Source organism: Desulfoscipio gibsoniae DSM 7213, from assembly GCF_000233715.2.
Taxonomy (GTDB): Bacteria; Bacillota; Desulfotomaculia; order Desulfotomaculales; family Desulfallaceae; genus Sporotomaculum; species Sporotomaculum gibsoniae.
The window spans coordinates 1103762-1129259 of the sequence record NC_021184.1 but is presented as its reverse complement, the minus strand read 5'-3'; the positions used below and the strand labels follow the sequence as shown (position 1 = coordinate 1129259).

The window sequence follows — 25498 nt, the reverse complement described above, 5'->3', positions numbered from 1 at the left end:
CCCCCCTGACTATTGCTCTTATTTATTCTGGTGTAAGTATTCAGTTAAAGTAAATTCCGCAGACTTACGCAGCGATGAAAATTGCCCACTTTCTCTTTTATTTACTTCCGAGTAACACGGAGTTTCCGTATAGCAATTATCCTCGTTACCGGTCAAGATGCCTCTCTTGATGAATTCTTCAGCCACGTAATCCAAGCCCAGTTTATCCAGTGTCGCTTTGGACGGAATTCCGTCATTGGTCCACCCTTTAAATTTATAATACTCATCAAGAAGTTCTTGCTCTTTTTCAGGCTCCCTTTTCTTCCAGTGGTCTTTAGGCGGCTTCTCATCAGCTCTTCTTAAGCCTCTGCTGATGTTAATGGCCCTGACCAGGTTCCGGTTCCTTCTGGCTATTTGCCACAGGTCGTCGGCATCAATATTCATCCCTGTGGCCAGGTTGATGAAAGTTGGTATATTATAAATGTGATATGCGGTGGCACCGCCAAACTGGCCTCTGAATGACGAGCAGAAGGCGCACAGGCCGGTGGCGTCATCAACGTAGTGCATGGTTTCGTTCCAGTCACAAATATTGATTGACGCTTCTACGGAAGGATTGGTGCGCGGCTCCCACCCCATAAAATATCTTCTAAATCTTTCGGGAGCTGATAACCATTCATCTGCAAACTTTTGTCTCTCCACAATGTCGGCAATGGGATCTTGTGGATAGGATCCCTCGGTCTGATTAATCGCCATTTTATCACTGGTGCAATACATAAGATAATAAGGGTAATTTACTTTCCCCAGCTTGACAGGCACCTGCTCAAATTTTTTAATTGTGTTATGTTCATATGTTTCCGCGCCATTGCCAATCTGGCGGGCCGCCCGGTAAAGACCGTTGGCCAAGACATCTCCGATTCCTTCCCGCCGGACAATCTTTTCAAGAAGATAATAAAATCTATCCCCGCTTTCCGCCGGAAAATCAGGCAGATCCTTGTCGGTTAAAATGCCGGCTTCGTAAAGCTCAATGGCGTAGGCTATAGCTTGTGGCGTTGCATAGCTGTCCACACCGTACTCCTGACTAAGAGCCAGTATGTCAAAAGTAAAGTCTATTTCTTTAAAGGCCGCCATATGCCAGGTAGCTTTTCCGTAGCATTTTAACATGTATCTTTGCCGTCCGGGGGGCTTAACCACAAGATGGCAGTTCTTCGGGCAATTATAGCAACCTTGCAACCGGTCACGAATCTTCAGGGTGTACTCCTTGAATTTATCTTCGATTTCCTGGGTCCAATAACCCTTTCTCCGCACACGTACATTGCCCCAGGAGAAATTGTTGTGGTGAAAAGCGTCATTCCACTCGATGGCCATCAGGTCCCCGACAAACGGGCTGGCCTGCATATCCTGACTGTGTCTCAGGCATAACTTGAAAAGTTCTTCCGAATTGGCAACATAAAAATCTTTTGTGCCACGCACGGCGATGGCCTTCAACTTTTTATCCCCCATGATCACGCCTACCCCGCGCGCGGCGGCGGCGTTGCAGTGTTCGATGCTGGCCATAAAAACCCTGTTTTCGCCGGCTAGGCCGATTGCAGCCACTTGAATCCTGGGATCTTTCAACTCTTCTCTAATGAGCACCGCGGTTTCCTGAGTGCCTTTCCCCTTGAGATGGGAGGCGTCACGTATTTCCACTTTGTCATTGTTGATCCACAAATAAACCAAATCGGGGGCTTTACCGCGAATGACTATTTTGTCGTAACCTGCATGTTTCAGTTCCGGACCAAAATAGCCTCCAAATATTGAATGTGAAAAAAAGTTTGTCTGGGGAGAAATGGTATCGACCATGGTGCGGTTGCAACCGGGAACAGGCGTACCAACCAGCAGTCCGGCGCTGAATATGAGTAGATTGTCGGGAGAAAAGGCATCTGTTTCAGGAGATACCCTGTCCCAGATCAGCTTGGCGGCAGTACCATTGCCGCCAAGATATTTTTCGGTCAATCCCGGGTCTGTTTCCACCCGCTCAATATTTCCCCGGGATAAATCAACTTCTAAATTATATCCTGTCTCTGCGTACCTCATTTTTTAACCCCTCTACTTGTCTTTTTAGCCACTTTCGGGAATCTGCACAGCTATATGCTTTAGCTGCGCAGATTGTTCATCTATGTTGAGCCCTTGATGTGCACCATTATGCTCACTAATTTAATCAATAAGTTCCAGCAACACCCCGTTAAACCCCTTCGGATGTAAGAATGTGAAATTGCTGTTGCGCCATTTTCGCGGCTTCTTATCAAGCAAGGGTAGCCCTTTCTTGCTTAATTCATCCATGCTTTCAACTGTGTCAGGCACCTTAAATGATATTAAGAAAACGCCCTCACCATTTTTTTCAATAAATTTAGCAACTTCCCCGTCGGGATCGGTGGATTCCATAAGCTCAAAGCCGACCTCACCAATCATGAACCTGACTACATTGATTTTTTCATTTTCATCAACATAGTAGTCAACAGCTTTAATATCAAAAGCATTGGAGTATACTTGTTCAGCTTTTTTAACATCCTTAACCGCTATACATATGTGGTCAATTTTTTCCAATTTCATACAATATCCTCCTCGAATTAGATAGTTTACAAACCAATCAAATAATGCAACCCTATTTAATTTTTATGAAATGAAGGTAAATCGCCTGGCACAGGTCTGATCTCCCGCAGCCTGACAGGCCGTTGTTTCTACCCGTAACCGGGGAGAAATACCCTCGACCGCAGCTCCGAACCACCGGTCACACCCGAGTTGGCATTGTCCTGGTGATCCGTAATCACGATAAGAGTCAATCCAGGGACAGGCATCATGGACTAACAGCACAGCTTCCCCGTCTTTTTCCACTCGTACAGTCTCTCCCATAACTTCACTTGCCCTGGCAAAAGCCTGCACTACATCCTCTACGCTATCAGGGTCCCGATTCTTTTTAAGGTAAGCTTCTGCCGTTCCCTGACCCACCAGTTCCCAAAAACGTTGTACCAACTTCTTGGCTTCCTGCTGTCCTATCGTTTCCTCAACCGTCTGACGCCAGCAATGAAAAAAACCGTGGGAAATTAGAATCATATTCTTCCAGTTACGCTGTAGTTTTATGCTATTCGTATTACTCATAAATCAATAAACCCCCTTTGGGTCTACGAGGCGACCCTCATTTACACTCTTATCTATGCAATTTCCATGCCCAAAATAAAGAATATTCAGTCGGTTGCGCTACACCTAATCATATTGCTGCTTTTATCATTTATTAAGAGCACTTTGCGATATAAATGCCCTATAAACCAATTCATCCTGGTGCAGTATGGCAACGGTATCCACCCCAGACCCCGGCAATCCGGCCACTTCGCCATTCCGAAAAAGAATTTGCAAATTACCCGGGAGCCTTTTTACCAATGATTCCCGCCGGTAAGCATTGGTTCCGGGCACTACCTGTTGCCGCGCAGCACCACCGGTGTCAAACTGCACCACAAACAGGCCCCCGTCTCAGATATTGGATGGGGGCCGTCGGCAGTAAAAAAACTTATTTTTTTTAGGTTCTTCCGCACTTTTGGTGCAGTGTTTTCACTATAAAACTAAGGGTTTTGCCTTTAAAGGTAATGCTAAGCTATCCTCCTGGTCTGTGGAATTATTTAGAGTAAAATAGCTGCCCTTGCTCACGGAAAAGAGCAATGTCAATAAGAGCGCATTAAGCCTACCAGTGCGACTGTGCGGAAATGCCATGTAACATCTACAACCATCCCCGCGTTCTGGTTTTAAAAAGTAGACTTTTGTATTACAGGAAGTTGCAACCACGACACCGAATATAACGGTGGGGGTGGTTAATTGAAACCGGAGGAACTGGGTAACTTGTTGATAAATTTATTTAAAGACCGGCCATTAAAGGATGTTGTTGCTTACAGCAAAGACGACGCGCGCTTTAAAGAGTTGCTCATCGAAAACCTGGGTGAGGAAAAATATAAGGAAATCGACAGACTGGACCCGTTGGTCTGGTTAGATGCTTTAAGAATGCTCTATTTGCATTACGTAAATAAAAATTAAAACTGAAACTTATGTAAAGTAGAGTAAGCCGCACCTTTGAGGGTGCGGCTTACTCTACTTTAGTCAGCTCGGATCTACTTCATCGTAAGGAAAAGTTATCCCACGGGTGCTACGTCCCTTTGTTTCGGAAAATGCGCACCAGGTGTCCGGCACAAATCATAGACCTTACCCCCTAGGGGTATATCATATAATATAATCGCCACAAACATATCACGACCAACCAGACCACAGCTATTTTAGCCACGCAAACAGAGACCGGCGGACTTAAAAATATTTTGACAATTATGCCTGTCTTGCCTTATAATTATATCAAACAATATACCCCCTGGGGTATAAACGAAAGGTGGTTTTTAAAAATGAATTCCTTTTACATCAAAACAAACCGGGTATTCAACACTTTCAGAAAATACAGCTGGATGTTTGTCCCGCTGGTGGCCTTTGGAGGGTTGTGGTTCCCCAAACTGGGATTGCTGATTATCCCACTTATGCTGACCCTGGCTGTTATGGCTTTTTATAAAGGCAAGTACTGGTGCGGTAATATCTGCCCCCACGGCAGTTTATTTGATTTTATCATTATGCCCCGTGGTGCAAACCGCAAAATACCTGCTTTTATGAAACACAAATTAATGGCTGCGGCAATGTTTACCTGGTTTATGTACATGATGATTAGTCGTTTGATCAAGGTGTTTGCCATCTATGGAAGCGCCAGTTTTCTTGACAAACTGGGATACGTATTTGTCATAAACTACCTGGTGGTTACCATTATAGGAACAATCCTGGCTTTTACGGTCAGCCCCCGATCCTGGTGCAATTTCTGCCCCATGGGAACGCTGGAAATACTGACTTATAAGCTGGGAAAACTACTTCGCATCAATAGAAAGAGCGACGCAAAAGTGACTATAGCCAGCAAAGAAATGTGTCACACTTGTGGTAAATGCTCCCGGGTTTGCCCAATGCAGTTAACCCCCTACTTGGAATTCTCGGATAAAAACCAGTTTGATAGTGAAGCGTGCATACGCTGCTCCACCTGCGTTAATAATTGCCCTGCGGGTATTCTGTCGCTAAGCAATGAATCTGAAGCCCTCCGGTTAAAAGAAGAAACTGATACTGACGGCTACAGGGAAAGACGGAAAATAGCAGCTTCCATCAGCCAAATTAGAAAGCTAAATGATGATGTCAATGAGTATACCTTTAAAATGATTAAACCTGAAAAGTTGGATTATAAACCGGGGCAGTTCATACTGGTTAAAATCAACGAGCAACCCATAATGTTCAGAGCCTATTCCATTTCCTCCTGCAAAAAAGACGGGACAGAAGTTAAGGTTTCCGTAAAAAATATGCCCGGAGGCTTTGGCTCACAAATACTCTTTAGTACCTTTAAAGAGGGAGACTTAGTTGAACTTGAAGGGCCCATGGGGAAAGAACTGGTAATCAATAGAAATTCTGATAAGTTTCTTTTTGTCGCCGGAGGAATAGGTATAACACCATTTGTGCCGATGACAGGGGATATTGTCAAAAATTCAAATACCGAAAAAAATGTAAAGCTGGTTTATGGCGTTAATAGAGCAAAAGAGCTAATCTACGATGACCACTTCAGTATGCTGCAATCCGAGAGTAGTAAATTTGAATATATCAAGGTGGCAGCAGCCGATAAAGACTGGCATGGTAAGCAGGGGTTTGTTACCGATGTTATAAAAGAGATGGATTTAAAGGGTTATAAAGTTTATATGTGCGGGCCCAAGCCCATGATCAACGCATCTTTAAAGGTCCTGCACGGTGCAGGTGTTGAACCGGAAAATATCTACTACGAAAGTGCCTGATGTTTAAATCTACTAAGTTCCAATCTTATATACCAGCATACCGCCCATATAGGATACAGCGAAAATAGAGACAGTCATGGTAACCAATACCATACTTGTGTAGAACGAATTGCAGGATAACATTCCGCATCAAAATGTCGTTATTGCTCTCAAATCAAGCTTTAATACTAATAGTCCGTGGAAAATCCACGGCTTTTCTATTTTATAATGCAACTTTTTGTCGTTAACAGGTGTCATAACTGTAGGAATCATTTAATGCGAAGGAGCATATATGCAATGGCACGGAGAAAAAATAAATTCAAGCTGATTAGGTCTGGGTTTTTACTAATGCTATTCTTGGTACTTGGCTCTGGTGCCATTGTAAATCAAGCCAGTTTATCCAACCCAACTGAAACCAACGTCATTTTCCCCGGCACAAAGGTACTGGGGGTAGACCTATCAAATTTAACAAAACAGGACGCCATTGCTAAATTAGCTGAATTGGAGCAGGAGTTACTAAAAAAACAGGTCAGGGTTACTTACCAGGGGGTTGCCCATGATGTTACCCTGGGTGCAATGGGACTCACCCTGGATGGCGCAAAAACCATTGATCAGGCGCTGGCACATTTCAATAAAATAGGATTAATAAAACGCTGGCAGTCACGGTTGCATCTTACAGAGCAACAGCCGGCCGTAATTAACCTGGACCGTGACATGACCAAGGCAGTATTGCAAAAAATAGTCAATCCGCTGTATATTCCGGCGGTTAATGCACGACTTACGGTAAATAGCCAGGAACAGGTGGGGGTGGAACCTTCTCAAGAAGGCTTTCACGTTGATATTGATAAGTTTAGAAATCAATTGATTGAACTGCTGAATAATAACCATAGTTTAGCCCTGGAATTGCCGGCCACCAAAATCAATCCGGAACTGAGCACCGAAGAGGTAACCCAGTGGGGCGTAACAGGATTGTTATCCCAGTATACCACCCAATTTAACCCAACACTGGCCGGACGTACCCAAAACATTAAAATTTCTGCTGACATATTAGACGATCTGATAGTACCACCGGAAGAGATTGTATCCTTCAATCAGGTGGTGGGTCCCCGAGTAGCTGAAAAAGGCTACCAAAATGCCGGAGTTATTGTGGGTAATACGTTGACTGAAGGTTTGGGAGGCGGAATCTGTCAAGTAGTGACAACGTTATATAACGCCGTCCTGCTGGCCGATCTGGACATCATCCAGCGGGGCAACCATAATATTCCCATTACCTATGCCCCCATCGGGCTTGACGCTGCAGTGGCCTACGATGCGCTGGATTTCAAATTTAAGAATAATTCGAGCAACCACTTGTTGATTAAAACCAGCATGCATGGAAACAGCCTCACCATAAAAATATACGGGAATGACGGAGAAAAGAACAATGTCCAATTAGAAAGCTGGATAGTGGAAACTATCGAACCCAAGGTGGTATATAAGGTTGATCCCGATTTAGAGCCTGAAGAGTCTAAAATGCTTCAAGAGGGCGCCCAGGGTTACCGGGTTAAAGCCCAGCGGGTAGTGACTGTAGACGGCAAGGAAATCAGACGGGACGCCCTGCCTGATAGTTATTACCTACCGGTGGAACAAATTATTGCCGTGCAGAGCGAAACTCAGATTCCCGGCCATGAGACTGAAGATAAACCTACAGATGGACCTATAGATAGTCCCACGGATGAGCCCGTAGACTTATGTCCAGCATCCGACAGCCCCGAAACAAACCTTGGAAATCCACCCGGCGAACCGCTATAGGGAGGGTTCTATGAAAGCAAGAGAAAGAAGCAAAGCGGTAGCTAGAAATGAAGGGGTGCCAACAACAACCAGCATCAATATCGCTATTACCTCACTTGCGGAAAGGCTGCTCTTTTTAAACATAGAAAGGCAGCCTCTCCTTTTGAGCTTTGTTCTATAATGTTCATATTACTTACTAATTGATGCCGTTTTTATTCCTCTACCTTGAATTGTTCTGCCGCCCTTTGTAATTCCATAGCAATTATGGATAACTCCTGAGCCGCGTTGCTTACCTGCTGCACGGTGGAAGAAATTTCTTCCTGAGCCGCCGCTAATTGCTGTGTACCATCGTTAACCTGGTTTGCACCTTGGGCCATGTCCTTAACCATTTCAGAAATTTTATGAATGGCCTGAACAATATCGCTTAAGGCAGTACCCGCTTTGCCGGCTAGCTCGACCCCCTCGCCAACCATAGCCGTGCCCTGATGTATAGAAACAATTGATTCTTTAACCTTGGTTTGCATTTGGTTAATTAATGCGGTTATTTCATTGGCCGCCCGGCCTGATTGCTCGGCTAATTTACGTACCTCCTCGGCCACTACCGCAAACCCCCGGCCATGTTCCCCGGCCCTGGCCGCTTCGATAGCCGCGTTCAAAGCCAACAGATTAGTCTGGTCGGCAATGCCCGTAATGGTATTGATTATTTGGCCGATCTGCTCTGATTGATGGCCCAGTTCTTCCACTGCCCGGGAAGTAACCTTTGTATCATCGGCAATGGATTTAATCTTTTCCAGGGCCTGCTCAATAGCTTTACTGCCTGCTGCGGCCATTTGGCGCGTGTTTTTCGACTGTTCCTCTGCTAAGCGGGCATTTTCAGTAGCCTGGGCAGTTGTAGCAGCCACTTCGGTGGTTGTACCCGCCAACTCTTCAACAGTAGCTCCAACCTCTTGTCCTGATGCAGCCAGCTGCTGGCTCTGGGATGAGAGCTTTACTGAGTTATCCTGTAATTTACCCACGATTTCCCTGAGGCCGGCCACCATCTTGTTAAATGCACCGGCCAGTTGACCGATTTCATCATTGCCGCGTACATTAATATCACGGCTTAAGTCACCGCCGGCCACACGATTGACATTATCAAGTATTAAATTAATTGGTTTGGCAATTCGCCCGGCAAAAACCAGTGCTATGACCAGTCCCAATAGCACCGCAACCACGCCTATGGTTATAGCGTAACCCCGTAATGCGTTAACCGGGCTTAGAAAGTCATTAACCAATGTAGTGAGAACGATTGACCATCCCATGCCTTGATAGCTCCCCCAACCGTCCAGGGGTACATAAGCAATATACTTGTCATCTCCTTTGTAAACATAACGAGCAAACCCGGTCTCTCCTTTGATCATTCTTTCCCCGGCGGTTTTTAGCGCATCAATACCCAGGGTAAGTATATTCGCGTTCAGCACCATATCCCGGTCGGGATGAGCCATCGTCACACCCTGGTTATTAACCACGAAAGCATAGCCGGAATTTCCGGCTTCTTTTTGTAATCTGCCAAATTCATCTACCATAACCCAGATAGTATCTTCCAGTATCAATCGGGTAGTTAAAGCCCCGATTATGTTGCCGTTCTTGTCTTTAACCGGACCGGCAAAGTTAAGAATTGGTTTCTGTAGGTCTATGGACATGCGCACGTCAGAAATGTACATATTACCTTTAATGGCCGTTTTAAACCACTCGGTTTCGGTCTTCATTGTTCCCACGTTACCGTCGCTGTCAGCTATCTGCAGTCCACTGGCATCGGTTAGTGAAATAGAGGCATAACAACTGTAACATTGTTTAAATTCGCGCAACACGGCGGATTTTTCTTCCACAGAAGCATCAAGACTTCGAATTGTCGAGTTTAGGGCTAAAAAATTGATATCCTGGCTACGCTCATATATATATTTGTCGATCATGTTTGAATATATTTTCGCGTCCGTCAAAAGCTTGTCCTGCGTGGAATCCACCAACATGGCCCGGGACTTGTTATACGATAGGTAGCCTATTGAAGTTACCGAAATAATTATTAGCAAAGTCGTAATCACAGCCAACCTGGTTTTAATGTTTAATCTCATAGACAAGGGCTTTTTAATGACTGCTCACCGCCTTCCGTATAATTTTAGGTTTCATTTTAGGCTTGATAACCGGCAAGCTTGGCCTAAGATTTTCATTCATCCATTATTGAGCGTTAAAGCAGTCCGGTTCATTTTCAGGCCAAAAAAATCAATTGCAACATGGCATATTTTATTAACTTCTTGATTTATAATAGTTGCTTCTTCAGGGTAAGTATTTTTAAAAACCAATTCGTTTAACCCCTTGATGACTGTTATGGAGTTTAATATTTCTTCACCCACTGCTTTATTTTTCACCTTGGGATCCCTCCTTCCTTGGATTGGCTAATAAAATATTGTCACTACACTTTGTGAATTACTTCACTTAATCAAGTAAATGTTCTTAAAACCTTATACAACTTTATCGTTATGTATTTATTTTATTCCAAAAATTGGTGCAGCACAAGTGGCATGAATGTCTATTGTTGAAAATACTTCACACTTACAAAACCTAACAAATTTATTTTTAATAATATTAAACAACAATTTCCTTGGATTATCAAGTAAAAAACAACCCACCCAACAATTTGTCAATTATAAGATAAAAGCATCAGATTTTATAAGTTACTGATTTCACTTATCACTGGATTGCTTTAGTGCTCGAATATCATGCCAGTAAAAAAAAATTAATAAGATATTGAATTATTATTTGTTATATATTAATATATTGATAAAAGGAGGGATAGCGTTGGCGCAGCTAAAATACAAATGTAACGGGTGCTTGAAAGATTTCATAGTTAAATACATCCTTATCAAACCAGGAAATGTGAGCTGTCCATATTGTGGAAGTAAAAATGTTCAAGAAAACAAAATTTCCAGTTGTGGATGCGGCAATAGTTCAAGATTTACCTGAGGTTAAAAAAAAGGAAGCAGTGCTTCTTTTATATGCCACGTTTAAGCTGATTCGGACAAACGAATCAGCTTAATGTTTTTGCTATGCGCAACCATCACGTTTCTTTCTTCCATCAATTGGTTTTTTTGCATCTTTCGGAATCATCCACATACGGCTAAACCGTTTCACGCCGGGGATACGTTGTTCTTCACAAAATTTTTGCACGCGTCGTTCAGAAATGCCCCATTTTACAGCAACTTCTCCAACAGGAATAAAGTCCATGTTGACCGCCCCTTCTACATAACATATCAAGATTATTATATACGGATAGCCGAATAATATCAACTGATCAACTGTACCCCCAATAGAGATATGAAAATATATACTACCATACATGAAAATGTATTTCGTTCAAATAATGCTCGGGTAGCTGTTGGGCCTGGCTTACGCCATTCCCAACAGCTACCCAAAAGGTACAGTCCCTCACTAAACTGGCTGCGCCAGTCACTGGGCGGTGAGCTTGATTTTCACTGGTCCAGCGGCATCGAAATGCCCTCCGACCTGGAGAGCTACAAGCTGATAGTCCACTGCGGAGCCTGTATAATCAACCAGCGGGAAATGTTATCCCGCATGATGGCCGCCAGCGCCGCGAGAGTGCCGGTCGTTAATGACGGAGTACTGATTGCCTATGTGCTGTGCATTTTGCGCAGAGCGCTGGAACCTTTTCCCGATGTGCTGGCGCTGCTGGATAATTAGCCATACTCTAATCATAAGCGGTATTATTCTTCAGACTTCGCTGCCGCCAGATAATTTGCCAGACCAATAACAATTAAAGCAGGCATGGCCAAAGAAAACAATTGGCTTGTATAAATAAAGAACTGCATTAACCACAGTAAATGTATAGCTGAAGATACCAAGCTAAATAAAAAGGTCAGCAGCCAGGTTAAACTCCCAGTGCAAAATAAGCCACCAGCCATTTCAGGAATCGATGCCTGGAAGCCGGTGGCTTTCGCTGTGCCGCGGCGAAATTTTATGGAAGGCGCAATTACTATGTCCCTGATTCGTGATGATACTACGATGCTTTTAGCAATTGCAGAACAACTCCCTGTTATTCTTAAAAAATAAGTTAGCTCAAGACTTTAATGATTGGGTAGCAACCATTTGATTTTAATAACTTCATTTTCTAATTGTTTAAATTCCGGATCACCAGTTAACAGTATGCCTTGATTCTTTATTGCTGTTGCTGCGGCAAAAGCATCAGCGTAAGCCAAGCGGAATCGAGCTTTAACATCACCTGCCAACAAAGTGGCCTGTTCATCAATTTCTAAAAAGTTGACAGGCCATGATTTAATAATCTCTATAGATTTTCTGGCTAACTGCCTGTCATAAAGACGCTGCAAGCGGTAATACACTTCACCCAGATTATTCCAACTCATATAAACAACTACCTGTTCTTGTTGCGCCAATTGTAATATGTCTTGTATAACCTGTGCGCCGGGTTCATCGTTTAAATATGCTAAAACTGCATAACTATCCAAAACATACCGTTCCATTTTACTTCCTCTCTTTATTTCTTTCAATCTCCCACTCTTCTTTTCGAATTTCGGACATATGTTGGGCAGCCGTCATATCACCACGAAGCATGCCTCTCGCGGCCTTAATCGGGTCCCTGGGTATAGGTATAATTGCTATATATCCATCTATTTCAGTAATTTTGATAGTTGAATTAGATTCTATGCCATATTTCTTGCGAAGATCAGAAGGTATGACAATTTGCCCCTTATTGCTTACCTTTGTAGTTTTCATATAAACACCACCTTGTTTTTGCATTTTGTAATAATATTTTACCACTTTATATGCAAAGGTAAAACTAATCTTTAAGATTTCCCCTTTTTAATGCTCCAGGAAATTCCGAAAGACCCTGAAAGCTTGCTGCCTTAACCCAGAAAATAAAGCTTGAACCACTCCTTGAATTTAACCGGGCAGTATAACAGTATCTATAACAAAAAAGAAGCCTTACTGAGATCTCAATTATCTTAAATCCCGGTAAGGCTTCCTTGCCTTGGTAAAATTATAAAAACAAAAAAAGCCTTTTGGGTAACCAAATGATGGTCACTGTTATCGCGGCTGCCTTAGATGAATGTTTATTTAACCATAACAGCGAAGTCATCTCCCACCTTCCAACAGACCCGTCAGTTCTTTCTGAGCGTCATATCTTTTATCTGAATTATATTTCGGTTAAATCTTTCGGTTTCCTTTAAAAATGGGGTATGGGCAGAGTTTTCGAACACAATTAGGTCCTTTTGGGGGGCTTCAATTTTATTATAATATTCCTCTACCAACTGCAAAGGAGTATTATAATCGTTCTTACCGTTTAAAAAGAATGTAGGAACCTTAACGGAGGGTATCTCTTCGATAAAATTGAAATGTAACATTTCTCCGTCCTGGTGCATTGGGCCTCCACCTCTGTTCATGCCATTAAGTAGGCGGTAGTAATCCATAAATGTATATTCAGGCGCCCCTGCTGCAATAAGAGCCAACCTCCACATTTGTGTATCAAGGTTACCTCCATACAAAATTACAAGCTGGGCAAATTCCCTATATTGACTATGGCTATACGGCGGTTTTCCAATTTGTTCCAACTTGGTTAAGCTCGCTTGATCGTTATTTTTCTTAATCTCTTCAATAAGCCAATCATAGGCTAGTTCGACCCCTCTACGATTATCGACCACCTGGCTCACTCCAATATAGGCATAGAAATCTTCAGGATAATCATTTACTAGTTCTATTCCCAATTGGGTCCCCCATGAATGGCCAAGTAGATAAATTTTTTCCTTCTTGAGGTATGTTTGTAAGTATCCAACTAATTCATGTGCATCGCTTTTATACTGCTCAAATGTCATGTCTTTTTCATTAAAGCCATCATGGTTCGACTTCCCCGCCCCACGTCGTTGATCCCAGTGGACTACTATAAATTCTTCCTCCAACTCTTTATCTAAATGATGCGCCAGAGACATCTGAGCAGACCCGGGTCCACCATGCAGCCACAAAAGCACAGGATTAGACTTATCCTTCCCTCTAATAGAAATCCATTGTTTCATTTTGCCCAATTCTATCTCTTCAAGGGTTGCGATACTGTTAGGAAGCACATTTCCTTCTTTATCTTTAAATTGCTCAGTTGAAGGTGTTATCCCTAAATATACAATTGTAATAATTACTAATATGGCTAAACTAATAACTATTATAAACAACTTTTTCAAATCAGTTCCCTTCCCAACATTCGATTGAGTATAGCTGGTCTTTTTTTGTTTTAGCAAGCCCGGTTATCTTTTTCAGGATAGCATTATTTAAATATATGAACAACCTGAAGGAAATATTGTCTTTCGCCGATAAAAGATAAATAGCCAGCATTAACGAGTATGCTGGCACTAGTTGCTAATACGTAATTCGCTAAATGGTTCTAATTTCCTCCCTACCGCCCCACCTATTCTAGTTTTGCACACTACCTAAGCATTAAGGATGGTACTTTATTAGATAACTACACAAGTTTTTATCCAAGTGGAGGAAAAACACGCGAAAGATTTAATGACGGTACGGAATTGCTGCTTAAAGCCTTATGACAGCAATACGTTCAAGGCTTTTATCTTATCACCTATTCAGGTAACTACGCGATACCGAAATACCTGGCGGCTTCCTGAACAGCGCAGTCTTTACCACAGGCCGCACACAGGTGCTGCCCACAGCCCTTTTCCTTGGCGGCGATCAATTTATCCGGCGCCAGAGCCGCTTTGATCTGGCGGTCAATATCCATGGCTACACGAGCACGGGCCATTTCATTTTCTCTGGCCATGGCTTGTTTGTGACCTCTGGCTACATCGGCAATCTGGGCCGCTATTCTGGTGGTGATGACACCGGTGCGCACATCTTCCTCCAAAGGCAGTCCCAAATGTTCTGCCGGAGTCAGGTAGCAGAGGAAGTCCGCACCGCAGGCACCGGCGAAGGCGCCTCCGATGGCACCGGTAATATTGTCGTAGCCCGGAGCAACATCCGTCGCCAATGTGCCCAGGATAAAGTAAGGTGCGTTGTTGCACAGTCTTTTTTGCAGTTTCATGGTAGCTTCTACATGATTAAGAGGCACATGTCCCGGGCCTTCTACCATAACCTGAACACCGGCGGCCTGAGCGCGTTTGGCCAGATCACCCTGCACCAGCAGTCCCTGTATCTGGGCGCCGTCCAGGGAGTCCGCCGTTGCACCGGGGCGGATGGCATCGCCCAAGCTCAGAGTGACGTCATAGGCTTTTAAAATCTCCAGAATACGATCATAGTGTTCAAACAGGGGATTTTCCTTTTTGTTGTGCAGCATCCAACCGGTGATGAATGCACCGCCACGGCTGACTACCCAGGTAACACGACCTGTTTTTTGCATTACATTCAACACAGAATTATTAAATGCACAGTGGATAGCCATAAAATCTATGCCTTCCGCGGCCTGTTTTTCGATATTGTCCAGAATATCCTTGGTACGCATTTCCACCACGCTGCCATATTTTTCAATAGCTTCCTGTCCCGCTTGATAAATTGTGGTACAGCCTACGGCTACATTGGCCAATTCCAAAGTTTGCTTGCGCATGGCATCAATGCCCGAGCCGGTACTTAGATCCATGAAGGTGTCACAGCCGGCATCCTGTGCGGCTTGCAGTTTTCTGGCTTCCAGGGCCATATCGTCACGGTTGCTGGAGGTGCCGATCAGAGCGTTGACTTTAACCCTCATACCTTCCCCGATACCACAATATCTAAAGGACTTACGGTTAATGTTTCTGGGAATGACAATACGTCCCTCCGCCACCCCTTTTCTAACAAATTCCACATCGACTTGTTCATATAGCGCAACGGCTTCCATTTCTTCCGTTATTTTTCCGGCACGGGCCTTTAATACTTGTGTCATAATGTCATCCTTCCTTTTTCAAAATCATTAACAGCTGTGCTTGTCAAAATGCAGGTGTTCGGCAATGATTTTCATAGCGCAGAACTTACCGCACATGGCACAGGTTGAAATCTTGCCTTCATTTCTAGTCTTCCGAATATATGCGGCATGTTCGGGATCGAGGGCCAGCCTGATCTGTTCCTTCCATTTCAAATCTCTGCGGGCATTGGACATATCCAGATCCCACTGGATGGCCTCCGGCATGCCCTTGGCCAGGTCCCCGGCTTGAGCAGCAATACGGGCGGCAATAACGCCCTGGCGTACCTGTGCGACATCGGGATTACCGATATGCTCGGCAGGCGTAACATAACACAGAAATTCCGCGCCATACCAGCTGCTGATAGCACCACCGACAGCTGCATTGATGTGATCATAGCCGACAGCAAGGTCAGTCAATAAGGGACCAAAAACAAAGTAGGGTGCTCCCTTGCAAAGGCTTTTCTGTAAGGTCATGGTATTCTTGATATGATTCAGCGGCATATGACCAGGCCCTTTGATCATAATCTGCACACCGGCTTTACGAGCCCGATCCACCAGCTCACCCAGCGTGATCAGCTCCTGCACCTGGCCTCCATCCAGAGAATCCGCCAGACAGCCCGGACGCATGCCATCCGCCAGGCTAAGAGTCACACTATATTTCTTCGCAATCTCCAGAATGCGGTCGTAATTCTCATAGAGAGGGTTTTCCTTTTTATGATGGACCATCCAGCCAATGATATGCGAACCGCCATAGCTGACCAAAGGGTCTATGCGGCCTTCGTTTTTGGCACGCTCAATGGTTTCAAAGGTAGTTGCGCAATGCAGTGCCATAAAATCCACGCCATCAGATGCTTGACGTTCCATGACCTCAAGCATCTGCTCCGGCGTCATTTTTAATGCGGAGCCGTATTTTTGACTCGCTTCGACGATCGTCTGGTACAGAGGCAAGGTACCTACAGGCACCGGCGCTGCTGACAAAATAGCCCTGCGAGCGCCATCCATATCTCCAGTAATGCTGAGATCCATGATTGCATGGGTTCCCGCAACCAGAGCAGTCTGTAACTTTTCCAGTTCATTAGCCACAGTGCTGTCCTTGTTGTCCAACCCGATGCTGGCGCTTACTTTTGTCCGGAGTCCCTTACCGATAGCTATAGGCTTCAGCCCTTTGTGAGCAGGGTTGCAGGGTACTACGATAGTGCCATCAGCCACTCCTTGCCTGATCACTGCTGCAGCAACCCCTTCAGCGACTGCAGCGGCTTCTATTTGCTCTGTTGTAAGTCCTTTTTGCGCATCTTCCAAAAATGACATGTTTTCCCTCCTGATAATTTATTTTATAAAACATTTCACCTGACAGCCTTTGCCTTGATTGATAGATTATCTGCATCAGTCCGGCATAATCTGTAAATAAATGCAAAAAATCCGCATCCCAAATGGGTGCGGATTTTACCATCATCCTCACATCTGCCGGCTTATCTTCGCAAAGCCGGCAACGTATTCTTCTACAGGCAGGTCTCCTGACTCAGGCTCATTGCAAATTTGTCCCTTCCCCCCATAGGAGTGGTAATGACAATTGCTCCCCAATACAGTGGCGGGTCCGTCCGGGAATTTCACCCGGTTCCCTATTCTCCAACAAATTGTTGGCACCTGTAAAACTATATATTTTGTAAAAAATATAACCTAACTTACCGGTTCTGTCAACCTGGTTATATGCCATTATAATTTGAGTTTAAGCTAATACAATTAGATAATTGTACAGAAATGGCATACAATTGATTAATTGGATTATATCGTATATCCCGTAATTCTATGTACGTTGCATATTTTGTTTATTTTTTGGGTGTATAATACTAACATAATCATGGAAAAGGTGATTGGCAAACGCGGTTTATGTTATGTGATATAATTAATCAATAATTATCTATCATTTTATTAAGTAAGGTGATATTGTTTGCTAAACGCAGTTGACAAAGTAAAATTAGATACCGATAAAAAAAGTTTGCGAACAAACGAAATTGTGTTTCTCCTCTGTATAGGGGAGATATTTTTAATGATGGGGTTAAGCTTTATAGCTCCCATCTTACCCAAGTTCATCCAATCCCTTGGTGTAGAGGCAAGTAAATTAGGAATTTCCGTAGGTTTAACGATAACCGCGTTCGGGATTGCCAGAGTTGCTATGAATATACCGTCAGGGAAGATAACCAAACGTTTTGGTCGGCGTTTATTACTGGTGGGAGCACCAGCGATTGTATTCATCAGTGCATTGGGTTGTGGTTTTACTACGGCATATTGGCAGTTGATTGTATGGCGATTATTGCAGGGAGCAGCAGCTGCCGGCTATAGTGTAACTGCGCTTATCGCTCTGGCAGAAATAAGCAATACTACCAACCGGGGGTTATACATTAGTTATTTCTGGACAGCAGCTTTACTTGGGGCAAGTATAGGCCCAACTTTTGGCGGTTTTATGGGTGAATATTTTGGGTACAGGTTTGTATTTTTTTGCTATGCTGCGCTGGCGTTATTGTCAGCAATATGGGTGTATTTGCGTGTCCCCGAAACTTCAACCAGACACCAGGGGGTTGGTTTAACCCGGGGAGCCACCGTCTTGGCTGAAACTAAAAAAAGCACTGGTTATTTGTTTAACTACAACTTTATACTTATCTCTTTGGTAGCTTTATTCACCCTTGTTACAATCGGCGGAACCCAAGCCACGCTAATACCACTGGTAGGTTATGAAAACTTATCCTTAAGCGAGGGGCAAGTAGGTTTAGGTCTAACGGTAATAGCTATTATGCAAGTTCTCTTTTCTCCTATAGCAGGTAATCTTTCCGACAAGTTAGGACGAAAAAAATTAATAATCCCAGGTGGTGTTATTACCGTTCTGGGACTGATTATGTTCGTTTACAGCAGTACCTATTGGTTTTTTTTGTTTTGCGCCCTGATTCTCGGTTTAGGCAGGGGAATTGGCGCACCTATTCCCACTGCTTATGTATCCGATATTGCATTAAAAGATGATTACGAAGGCACCTTGGCAACTTTCAGAGCTATCAGTGATTTAGGTTGGGTAATTGGGCCGCTTTTATGCGGTTACTTAAAAGATATCTCCGGATTGATTCTGCCCTTTTATCTTACTGCCGGCATGCTCCTTATGACAGTGGCTTTATTTGGAATATTTGGCAAGGAAACAATTAAAGTTAAAGCTGCTCAAGTATAGCCAAGAAATCTCATGAAACTAAGTAGTCCCAGTCTTTCTGGATATTGTAAACGACGTTCATGGAACAAGTTCCCGTAACTTAAATACAACATTTCCTACACTTACCAAATACATTGACTTTTTTTATAGTATTACCTATAATTAAAGTAATACTGGATTAAGAAGGAAGGGTATATTGATGGAGAAGCAACTTATATCAGGTAGAATGACAAGTAAGGGGCAACTCACTATACCTGTTGAACTAAGAACACTTTTGAATTTACAAGAAGGGGATCGGTTAGCATTTGTTTTGCGCGAAAATAATAAAATAATCGAAGTTCAGCCAAAAAAGAAAAAGTCAATTAGAAATGTGATTGGAATATTAAAAGCACAATCGCCTCACAATTTTAATGAAGCAAGGGAGCAAGCTCATATAGAACGTGCCAAAGACATTGATTCCAAAATGAGGAATTTAGAGTGAAACAATCATTTATAGCTGATACCAATATATTAATTCGCTTTTTTATAAAGGATGATGATACTCAAGTTAATGAATTGACAATTATGATGGATCAAAATATAGCACAATTATATGTTCCATCTATTGTATTAATAGAAGCATATTGGGTATTAAATAAAATATATAAATATGAAAAAGATTCCATTATACATGCATTTCTAGAATTAATAGCGTCTGAAGGTGTTGAACTCGAAGAAGAAATAATTATTCAACAAACTTTATACTCTTTTCATAAGGTAAACGTAGATTTGGTAGATGTTTATTTAGCAGAGAAATCAAAAGTATTGGGATTGCCGATACTCACTTGGAATCATAAGGATTTCAAAAAATTAAACTGCAAGTATTATCGGCCTCAAGATATTACCCGAATTTAAGCCGAGCAACCCGAGGTATAACAAGCCTCGGTTTTTTTCTTTTAACCCTTGGGTAACTCTGGTGGGACAGGGGGACAGGTACCTTGTCCCACCATGAGCGGAGATTATTCAGGCAATGTGGCCAATGGCTTACAACCGCCGGCAGCATTACCTACATGGGGGCGGACATAAACAAGGCCGAAGCTTTAAAACTAGGATATGATAGTAAGGATATGATTGGTAAACATTTTTCAGAAGTTATTGCCGGCAGGATTACGCCGATCCTCAAAAAAATTGATTCTAATAATAGCGGGACTAAAAAATGGATGCACGAAAGCGATTGGATTGGCCGTAGTCCGTAAACCCGTGCAATATTAAAATTAGCAATCAAGGCTTCCAGAACCGATTCAACAATATTTATTCAAGGAGAAAGTGGCACCGGCAAAGAAAATATCGCTCGTATTATCCATAATCAGAGTGCCCGCCGGGATAAGCCCTTCATTGCCATAAACTGTGCGGGCATTCCTAGCACTCTTATCGAAAGTGAATTATTCGGTTATGCAGATGGTATCCCTTAATGCACATTCTGTTAATAATGTGCAACAAAGGCATGTTGGCAAGGGAAAATAACGCCTCTTTTTAAATATCACAAGCCATTAAATATACACCTTTATGATTAATTTTCTCTGCATCTTTATAGTCTATTTCTTTTATCATTTTAAAGCCGTTGGAATGATATACTTTTTGGGCAGTTACGTTATCTGATAAAACAAACAGGCTAAGTTTATCAAAATCAAGTAATTTAGCTTTTTTCCTGGCCAGCGCGATAAATGCGGTGCCGATACCTTTACGGCGGAATTTTTCATCAACAAACATTGTGTTGATTAAGAGGCTGTTATCAACCTTGGAATTATAAAACTCTTTGAATTGTTCCAACCTTTCCCCGGGGAGAAAGGATTTCATTTCATCATCTATTCTGTGATGTATGGAAGAGTACGATTGTATCATCCCAACAATTTTCTGATTATACTCTGCAACGGTAATATCTTTGTATGAGTTATACCTTTTCTCATCCTGCAAACCATGGGCTAACAGTTGCGTGACCGTAATACCGGGCATAATGTCTTTAAATAGATACTCAAGTACACCCTCAGAGGCATAATTGATGTACTCAGCCAACAGCGGACAATCATTTTTTTGGGCATCCCGGTAATGAATTTTCACAGAAACCCTCCTCGTGTTAATGATTTTCATAAATTTTAACAGCAAAAGGATTACCTATCAAGAGAGATACTGTCGTAATTCAAAGATATAGTGCATCGGAGATCATTGCTGCTACACCCCCTTCAGCGGCTGCAGCGGATTCTATTTGCTCTGTTGTGATGCTTTTTTTGCGCATCTTCCAAAAGTGACATGTTTCCCCTCCTATTATTTAAAAAATTCTTATCAATATTTCACGTGCAGCCTTTGTCTTTATTGACAGATAATTTGCATTTATTTCCCAGTGTTTCAGGAAATTGATCTTCGCACAGCCTGTAAACCCCGCCCTCGCATAAGGAAAGGGGACACACCTGCTGAAGCTTGGGTATTTCTCTGGGGACAGGAATGTCCCCAACTAATGGGGATTAACAGGCTGTAAGCTCGAAATAAGTGCGACTAAGGTTTAGAGGTCAGGGGACACACCTCCGTTAGCGGTAAGGGGACACACCTCCTACGGAGGAATGTCCCCAACGTATGAATGTCCCCAACGTATGGGTCAAAACCCCACCTGAACCAAGTCTTCTTTATTAAAAACCGACTTGATTTTCATTTTAACTTCATCAATAAGTACTTTAGCTGCCGCTTCATCAATGGATTCTCCCGCTTCCAGTCGGCTTAAGTTTTCCTCAAAGCAGTTGACCAACAGCCGATTGACAGTCTCATAAAGGCTTAGAGCATTCAATGGCTCCCGAAGCTTTCCCTTCCAGACCTCATCCATGCTGACGAAAAAGTAATTGGTAATCTGTCCGATTATTTCTGCCAGACGCGCCACCTCCGGAGCCATAAAAGCCGCCATGCCTTCATAGCTATTACCTTTCAGGATAAGCCGTCCTTCTTGCTGTAAATCTCGGTATGCCTTGCTTCCCTGAAGGATAATCTGTGGATGATACAGTACATTGGCCGTGATAAATATATTTTTTAGCAAAGCATTTCGTTTGAGGAATTCAAAATTGGTGCGAATATCCGCCAGGGAAGAATCCGGCTCGAACATGATAAAACCCACATTAGGCTCAATACCGTTGGTGCGCAGAATACTCAAGGCCTTTTCGTTCTGCTCCACCGTAGTCATTTTATTCAGCCGCTTCAAAGAATCATCACGACCGCTTTCAAGACCGATCAGCAAACTATCCAGGCCTGCATCCACAAGGGCTGCAATGGTATCATGATGAATATCGTTAACCCGGGCTTCAATGCCAAAGCGGATTTTTCTCTCTTTGAGCATAGCCGCCAGCTTTAACGCACGCTCCTGCCCCTGCTTGCCGGGGCCAAAGAAATTGGGATCTGTAAAATAGAATCTCATAGATCCATGCCGGACAATGATCCGGTCAATTTCCTGTATCACACGCTCCGGACTCTTCGCCCGCCAGCAGGAACCTGCTCCGTAATAAGGGTTGATATAGCAAAAGGTGCAGCTTCCGTAGCAACCCCGGCTACCTTCAATATTGACCTCTCCCATACGCATCATAGCCTCGGAGCGGATGGGATCCGGCAGCGCATCCAGATTGCGGTTTACCTCACGGCGCTGCATCTGTATTTGCCCGGCTGCATCCACCCAGGCCATACCCCGCACCGGCACCCCTGTTGCCAACCATTCGGCAAAGGTTTGCTCCGGCTCGCCGATGATCAGTCCGTCAAATTCCGGGCAGAACTTAAGAATCTCCTGATAAGCAAAGGTGGGATAATAGCCATAGCCCACAATCTTCCCGACTAAGCCCTCTGCCTTCAGCTGTTTGAGAAAAGCAAACAGTTGCCGGTTACTTTCCCAGTTATAGATTAAATGAACACCCAGCACCGGCGGGGCAAAGGTAATAACTTGTTGATAAATATCCTCGTAGGTCAGCTTGTCTAAAAATCCTTCTTCAATTCTGATGTCGTGCCCCATGCTGTTCAGCAGGCCGGCGATACAGCCTGTAATCAAGCTGGAAGCCAAAGGCGTATTGGCTATGTCATTGCATCTGTCCGGCGCAATCTGCCGGGGATGTTCCAACAGAAAAACCTTCATATCAAACCTCCATTTTTTGCCACATGAAGACATTCTTCGTCATATGATAGGTCTCTAATGCATACCTTAAGGTCGCATACTTTTTAGGGTTATAATAAACTGGGTACAGCAGATCCGTATCCGCATCAATCTCTCCTTGGCTTCTGGCGATGGCTTCAATAGGTGTCCCCGGCATAATTCTGATATTATTCAATACGATGGCACCCAGATTTCTCTTCGGTGTGTGAATCGCATACAGTTGATCAATTAAGGCTTTGCTCCGTTCAATCGTTTCGGTATTTTCACCTGGTACATTGGTCATGAAATGATATATGACTACCACCTCGGTTTTTGCTGTCAGCTCCGCGGCCTTAATGATATCGGATACCTTCAGGTTCTTTTGCAATACATTCAGGGAGGCTTGGCAAAAGCCGTCCGGTGAAAAGGAAAAACAGCTGCAGCCGGATTTTTCATAGAGTTTCACCTTTTCCAGATCCAGCACATTCTCCCGAAAAAAACCGGTCCAGGTAACCTGTAATTTCCTCCTTAGGATTTCCTCACAGATTTCCTCCAGATGTCCGACGGGCAGATTGACCACAGGATCATTGAAATGAAAATCCCGAAGGCCGTATCTGGCTTGAAGCATTTCCATCTCGTCGACCACTTCCGCAGGCTTGCGGCAACGCATGCTTTTACCTTGAAGCTGGGGGTAAACGCAGTAAGCACAGTTTAAAGGACAGCCTCTTTTGGTTTCAATGCCAAAAGCCGGTACATAGTCATTGATACCCCGATACAAGTCCGGAGGCAGTAAATCCCGGTTGGGTACAAGATAGTCTTCAAAGGTAAAATCTGAGACTACCGGACTAACCACTACTTGACCTTTTTCCCGGTAACATAAGCCCGGAATTTCTCCCGGCTGTTCCAAATCCTTTAATAGCTTTGGGAAACCATATTCTGCTTCCCCTTTTATGCCATACCGGATTTCCGGCAATTCCTGCATAATGCGCTTGGGAAACAGCGAAAAACCGGTTCCACCCACTATAATGAGCGTATTGGGTAAAATCGTATGCACCATGCGCACGGTAATAATAAAAGGCGGTATCAGGGAGCTGGTCTTATTTGCCAAAGGGTCAATATTTCTTAAAGACAATCCTACGACGTCCGGTTGCTCTGTCAGCAGCTTATTCTTTAAAGCCCCGTATGCATCGGCTTCCAGGTTCATGTCCAGCAACACCACCCGGTGCCCTGCCTGGATGAGATGGGTTCCCAAGGTTACAATGCCTATGGGATATACGCGCTCGGAATTTATACTTTCAACGGATGGCGTTTGGACCAAAAGTACTTTCACCTGCGTCACTCCAATAACAATATAGCGTAATATTTTACATAATCATCTTTTTCCGGTAGTGTCTTCAAAGAAAGCCCATTTCTTCTAAGAGTTTCAAAAACATCAATGCCGGCGGAGAAATAGGACATGGAACGCGCCATAATCCGATCATCCCCTATACGGGCAATGGTAACGGGAATCCTGGTTAAAAACTGTAATGCCAGTAGAGATTCCATATATATCACACCCGCCTCTATCTTCATAATAAATGCAAAAAATCCGCATCCCAAATGGGTGCGGATTTTACCATCATCCTCACAACTGCCGGCTTATCTTCGCGAAGCCGACAACGTATGTTTACAGGCAGGTCTCCTGACTCAGGCTCATTGCAACTTTGTCCCTTCCCCCCAAAGGAGTGGTAATGACAATTGCTCCCCAATACAGTGGCGGGTCCGTCCGGGAATTTCACCCGGTTCCCTATTCTCCAACAAATTGCTGGCACCTGTAAAACTAAATATGCATTTTGTAAAGAATATAACCCAACTTCCCGGTTCTGTCAACACTGGTTCATGTGACTTGGGAATTGCAACAGTTGCGATTGTTCACGTATTACTATATCCCCAGCAATCTTTTAAAAAAGAAATTATTTGATTTACCTTGCTGTTTAGATCGGTTTTGTTTTCCGTCAAGGACCAGCGAAATACGGTGGTTTGGACCAACCCCATACAAGCCGTGGCCGCCATTTCAGGGTCTAATTCCTTTCTAAATATACCTTCATGGATACCTTCTTTCACCAATCTTTGTAGGAATAAAAAATACTTATCAATGGTTTGCAAGTACATTTGCCTGAGCTCGTTGTTGCCAAGATATAATTGTTCAGAAAAGATAACCCGAGGAACACCCTGATTTTCCCCCAGAAAAGCAAATTGAAATTGAATCAACTTAATTAATTTTTCAACAGGATCTCCCTTGCCTGAGATAATCTGCTCCATTTTGGAAGTTAGCGTATCGTGAACAAATTTCAAAGCAAAGTATAACACATCGTCCTTGCTATCAAAATACTTATATATGGCGGCCTCCGACAGCCCCACTTCCCTGGCCAAACGGGCTGTGGTAAGTCTACCCACCCCCTGTTGGGCAATAATTTGCAATGCTGCCCGGGCAATTTGTAAACGGCGATCGCCGGTATTCACTCTATGGTATTTCATTATAAGTACTCCTTTGGGTTAGTAAACACTTACTGAATTTAATATTATAAGGTTATTATTTTTTGTCAAGGCCATTTTCCGGTTCCCTCTTAGGCACAGTCCTTTTACAG

The 25498-nt window shown here is 43.5% G+C and carries 28 protein-coding genes, 1 pseudogene and 2 riboswitches; of the genes and pseudogenes, 12 read left to right on the top strand and 17 right to left on the bottom strand.

What is annotated here, in order from left to right; all coding sequences use genetic code 11:
- Nucleotides 1–18: 18 nt before the first annotated feature.
- The 4 genes from DESGI_RS05235 to DESGI_RS05220 all read right to left on the bottom strand — a co-directional run bounded on the left by DESGI_RS05235 (nucleotide 19) and on the right by DESGI_RS05220 (nucleotide 3468).
- The gene (locus DESGI_RS05235; protein ID WP_006521301.1) at nucleotides 19–2052 is read right to left on the bottom strand and encodes an aldehyde ferredoxin oxidoreductase N-terminal domain-containing protein; all 2034 of its coding nucleotides are present in this window, start codon (nucleotides 2050–2052) and stop codon (nucleotides 19–21) included.
- Nucleotides 2053–2172: 120 nt separating this feature from the next.
- Nucleotides 2173–2568, bottom strand: a complete 396-nt coding sequence (locus DESGI_RS05230) for a VOC family protein (protein ID WP_006521300.1) — start codon at nucleotides 2566–2568, stop codon at nucleotides 2173–2175.
- A gap of 63 nt (nucleotides 2569–2631) precedes the next feature.
- The gene (locus DESGI_RS05225; RefSeq protein ID WP_006521299.1) at nucleotides 2632–3114 is read right to left on the bottom strand and encodes an L-2-amino-thiazoline-4-carboxylic acid hydrolase; all 483 of its coding nucleotides are present in this window, start codon (nucleotides 3112–3114) and stop codon (nucleotides 2632–2634) included.
- 126 nt (nucleotides 3115–3240) lie between these two features.
- Nucleotides 3241–3468 carry a hypothetical protein gene (locus tag DESGI_RS05220; RefSeq protein WP_006521298.1) on the bottom strand — a complete coding sequence of 76 codons (228 nt, stop codon included), beginning with the start codon at nucleotides 3466–3468 and terminating at the stop codon, nucleotides 3241–3243.
- A 354-nt stretch (nucleotides 3469–3822) separates the two neighbouring features.
- On the opposite strand from DESGI_RS05220, the gene DESGI_RS05215 reads away from it, so the two are divergent.
- The 4 genes from DESGI_RS05215 (at nucleotide 3823) to DESGI_RS24400 (ending at nucleotide 7788) form a co-directional block, all read left to right on the top strand.
- Nucleotides 3823–4038: a hypothetical protein gene (locus DESGI_RS05215; RefSeq protein ID WP_006521297.1), complete on the top strand. Its 216-nt coding sequence runs from the start codon at nucleotides 3823–3825 to the stop codon at nucleotides 4036–4038.
- Nucleotides 4039–4394: 356 nt separating this feature from the next.
- On the top strand, nucleotides 4395–5858 hold the full coding sequence (locus DESGI_RS23640) for an FAD-binding oxidoreductase (RefSeq protein WP_006521296.1): 1464 nt from the start codon (nucleotides 4395–4397) through the stop codon (nucleotides 5856–5858).
- 276 nt (nucleotides 5859–6134) lie between these two features.
- Nucleotides 6135–7628 (top strand): VanW family protein, encoded by a 1494-nt coding sequence (locus tag DESGI_RS05205; RefSeq protein WP_006521295.1) that lies wholly within the window; start codon nucleotides 6135–6137, stop codon nucleotides 7626–7628.
- Between the two features lie 10 nt (nucleotides 7629–7638).
- Nucleotides 7639–7788, top strand: coding sequence for a hypothetical protein (locus DESGI_RS24400; RefSeq protein WP_157872734.1), 150 nt, complete (start codon nucleotides 7639–7641; stop codon nucleotides 7786–7788).
- Nucleotides 7789–7819: 31 nt separating this feature from the next.
- Here DESGI_RS24400 and DESGI_RS22930 read toward each other — a convergent pair whose 3' ends face one another.
- Nucleotides 7820–9718, bottom strand: coding sequence for a methyl-accepting chemotaxis protein (locus DESGI_RS22930; RefSeq protein ID WP_052543926.1), 1899 nt, complete (start codon nucleotides 9716–9718; stop codon nucleotides 7820–7822).
- Nucleotides 9719–9814: 96 nt separating this feature from the next.
- Nucleotides 9815–10012 (bottom strand): hypothetical protein, encoded by a 198-nt coding sequence (locus DESGI_RS05195; protein ID WP_006521292.1) that lies wholly within the window; start codon nucleotides 10010–10012, stop codon nucleotides 9815–9817.
- A gap of 524 nt (nucleotides 10013–10536) precedes the next feature.
- Here DESGI_RS05195 and DESGI_RS24395 point away from each other — a divergent pair.
- Complete coding sequence (locus tag DESGI_RS24395; protein ID WP_157872733.1) at nucleotides 10537–10680, top strand: hypothetical protein; 144 nt, start codon at nucleotides 10537–10539, stop codon at nucleotides 10678–10680.
- A gap of 8 nt (nucleotides 10681–10688) precedes the next feature.
- Here DESGI_RS24395 and DESGI_RS05190 read toward each other — a convergent pair whose 3' ends face one another.
- The gene (locus DESGI_RS05190) at nucleotides 10689–10868 is read right to left on the bottom strand and encodes a MerR family transcriptional regulator (RefSeq protein ID WP_006521291.1); all 180 of its coding nucleotides are present in this window, start codon (nucleotides 10866–10868) and stop codon (nucleotides 10689–10691) included.
- Nucleotides 10869–10958: 90 nt separating this feature from the next.
- Here DESGI_RS05190 and DESGI_RS05185 point away from each other — a divergent pair, with 90 nt between their 5' ends.
- Together DESGI_RS05185 and DESGI_RS24390 are read left to right on the top strand one after the other, a co-directional pair.
- The gene (locus tag DESGI_RS05185) at nucleotides 10959–11342 is read left to right on the top strand and encodes a hypothetical protein (protein ID WP_006521290.1); all 384 of its coding nucleotides are present in this window, start codon (nucleotides 10959–10961) and stop codon (nucleotides 11340–11342) included.
- Nucleotides 11343–11540: 198 nt separating this feature from the next.
- Nucleotides 11541–11711 (top strand): hypothetical protein, encoded by a 171-nt coding sequence (locus DESGI_RS24390; RefSeq protein ID WP_157872732.1) that lies wholly within the window; start codon nucleotides 11541–11543, stop codon nucleotides 11709–11711.
- Between the two features lie 14 nt (nucleotides 11712–11725).
- On the opposite strand, the gene DESGI_RS05175 is transcribed toward DESGI_RS24390, so the two are convergent.
- The 5 genes from DESGI_RS05175 to thiC form a co-directional block, all read right to left on the bottom strand.
- Nucleotides 11726–12139: a type II toxin-antitoxin system VapC family toxin gene (locus DESGI_RS05175; protein WP_006521289.1), complete on the bottom strand. Its 414-nt coding sequence runs from the start codon at nucleotides 12137–12139 to the stop codon at nucleotides 11726–11728.
- 1 nt (nucleotide 12140) lies between these two features.
- A complete protein-coding gene (locus DESGI_RS05170; RefSeq protein WP_006521288.1) occupies nucleotides 12141–12392 on the bottom strand; it encodes an AbrB/MazE/SpoVT family DNA-binding domain-containing protein in 252 nt (83 codons plus the stop codon).
- 386 nt (nucleotides 12393–12778) lie between these two features.
- Nucleotides 12779–13846, bottom strand: coding sequence for an alpha/beta fold hydrolase (locus DESGI_RS05165; protein ID WP_006521287.1), 1068 nt, complete (start codon nucleotides 13844–13846; stop codon nucleotides 12779–12781).
- A 404-nt stretch (nucleotides 13847–14250) separates the two neighbouring features.
- Nucleotides 14251–15531 carry a B12 lower ligand biosynthesis ThiC-like protein BzaB gene (gene bzaB / locus DESGI_RS05160; protein ID WP_006521286.1) on the bottom strand — a complete coding sequence of 427 codons (1281 nt, stop codon included), beginning with the start codon at nucleotides 15529–15531 and terminating at the stop codon, nucleotides 14251–14253.
- A 27-nt stretch (nucleotides 15532–15558) separates the two neighbouring features.
- Nucleotides 15559–16857: a phosphomethylpyrimidine synthase ThiC gene (gene thiC, locus DESGI_RS05155; protein ID WP_006521285.1), complete on the bottom strand. Its 1299-nt coding sequence runs from the start codon at nucleotides 16855–16857 to the stop codon at nucleotides 15559–15561.
- A gap of 179 nt (nucleotides 16858–17036) precedes the next feature.
- Nucleotides 17037–17212: riboswitch (cobalamin riboswitch) on the bottom strand.
- A 351-nt stretch (nucleotides 17213–17563) separates the two neighbouring features.
- Between thiC and DESGI_RS05150 the strand changes: the two genes are divergently transcribed.
- From DESGI_RS05150 to DESGI_RS23635, 5 genes and pseudogenes are all read left to right on the top strand, one after another.
- Entirely contained in the window at nucleotides 17564–18760 is a 1197-nt protein-coding gene (locus DESGI_RS05150; RefSeq protein ID WP_281168117.1) for an MFS transporter, read from the top strand.
- Nucleotides 18761–18938: 178 nt separating this feature from the next.
- Nucleotides 18939–19220 carry an AbrB/MazE/SpoVT family DNA-binding domain-containing protein gene (locus DESGI_RS05145; protein WP_006521283.1) on the top strand — a complete coding sequence of 94 codons (282 nt, stop codon included), beginning with the start codon at nucleotides 18939–18941 and terminating at the stop codon, nucleotides 19218–19220.
- On the top strand, nucleotides 19217–19633 hold the full coding sequence (locus DESGI_RS05140) for a type II toxin-antitoxin system VapC family toxin (RefSeq protein ID WP_006521282.1): 417 nt from the start codon (nucleotides 19217–19219) through the stop codon (nucleotides 19631–19633). The genes DESGI_RS05145 and DESGI_RS05140 overlap by 4 nt, the downstream gene beginning before the upstream one ends.
- A gap of 83 nt (nucleotides 19634–19716) precedes the next feature.
- Complete coding sequence (locus DESGI_RS05135) at nucleotides 19717–19974, top strand: hypothetical protein (RefSeq protein WP_006521281.1); 258 nt, start codon at nucleotides 19717–19719, stop codon at nucleotides 19972–19974.
- Nucleotides 19975–20181: pseudogene (locus DESGI_RS23635) on the top strand (sigma 54-interacting transcriptional regulator); the annotation flags it as partial.
- A gap of 70 nt (nucleotides 20182–20251) precedes the next feature.
- On the opposite strand, the gene DESGI_RS05130 reads toward DESGI_RS23635, so the two are convergent.
- The 5 genes from DESGI_RS05130 to DESGI_RS05110 all read right to left on the bottom strand — a co-directional run bounded on the left by DESGI_RS05130 (nucleotide 20252) and on the right by DESGI_RS05110 (nucleotide 25388).
- Nucleotides 20252–20836, bottom strand: a complete 585-nt coding sequence (locus DESGI_RS05130; RefSeq protein ID WP_006521280.1) for a GNAT family N-acetyltransferase — start codon at nucleotides 20834–20836, stop codon at nucleotides 20252–20254.
- A 532-nt stretch (nucleotides 20837–21368) separates the two neighbouring features.
- The gene (locus DESGI_RS05125; protein ID WP_006521279.1) at nucleotides 21369–22874 is read right to left on the bottom strand and encodes a B12-binding domain-containing radical SAM protein; all 1506 of its coding nucleotides are present in this window, start codon (nucleotides 22872–22874) and stop codon (nucleotides 21369–21371) included.
- A gap of 1 nt (nucleotide 22875) precedes the next feature.
- Entirely contained in the window at nucleotides 22876–24201 is a 1326-nt protein-coding gene (gene bzaD / locus DESGI_RS05120; protein WP_006521278.1) for a B12 lower ligand biosynthesis radical SAM protein BzaD, read from the bottom strand.
- A gap of 5 nt (nucleotides 24202–24206) precedes the next feature.
- Complete coding sequence (locus DESGI_RS05115; RefSeq protein ID WP_006521277.1) at nucleotides 24207–24416, bottom strand: hypothetical protein; 210 nt, start codon at nucleotides 24414–24416, stop codon at nucleotides 24207–24209.
- 109 nt (nucleotides 24417–24525) lie between these two features.
- Nucleotides 24526–24701, bottom strand: a riboswitch (cobalamin riboswitch).
- Nucleotides 24702–24782: 81 nt separating this feature from the next.
- On the bottom strand, nucleotides 24783–25388 hold the full coding sequence (locus DESGI_RS05110; protein WP_006521276.1) for a TetR/AcrR family transcriptional regulator: 606 nt from the start codon (nucleotides 25386–25388) through the stop codon (nucleotides 24783–24785).
- Nucleotides 25389–25498: the final 110 nt, after the last annotated feature.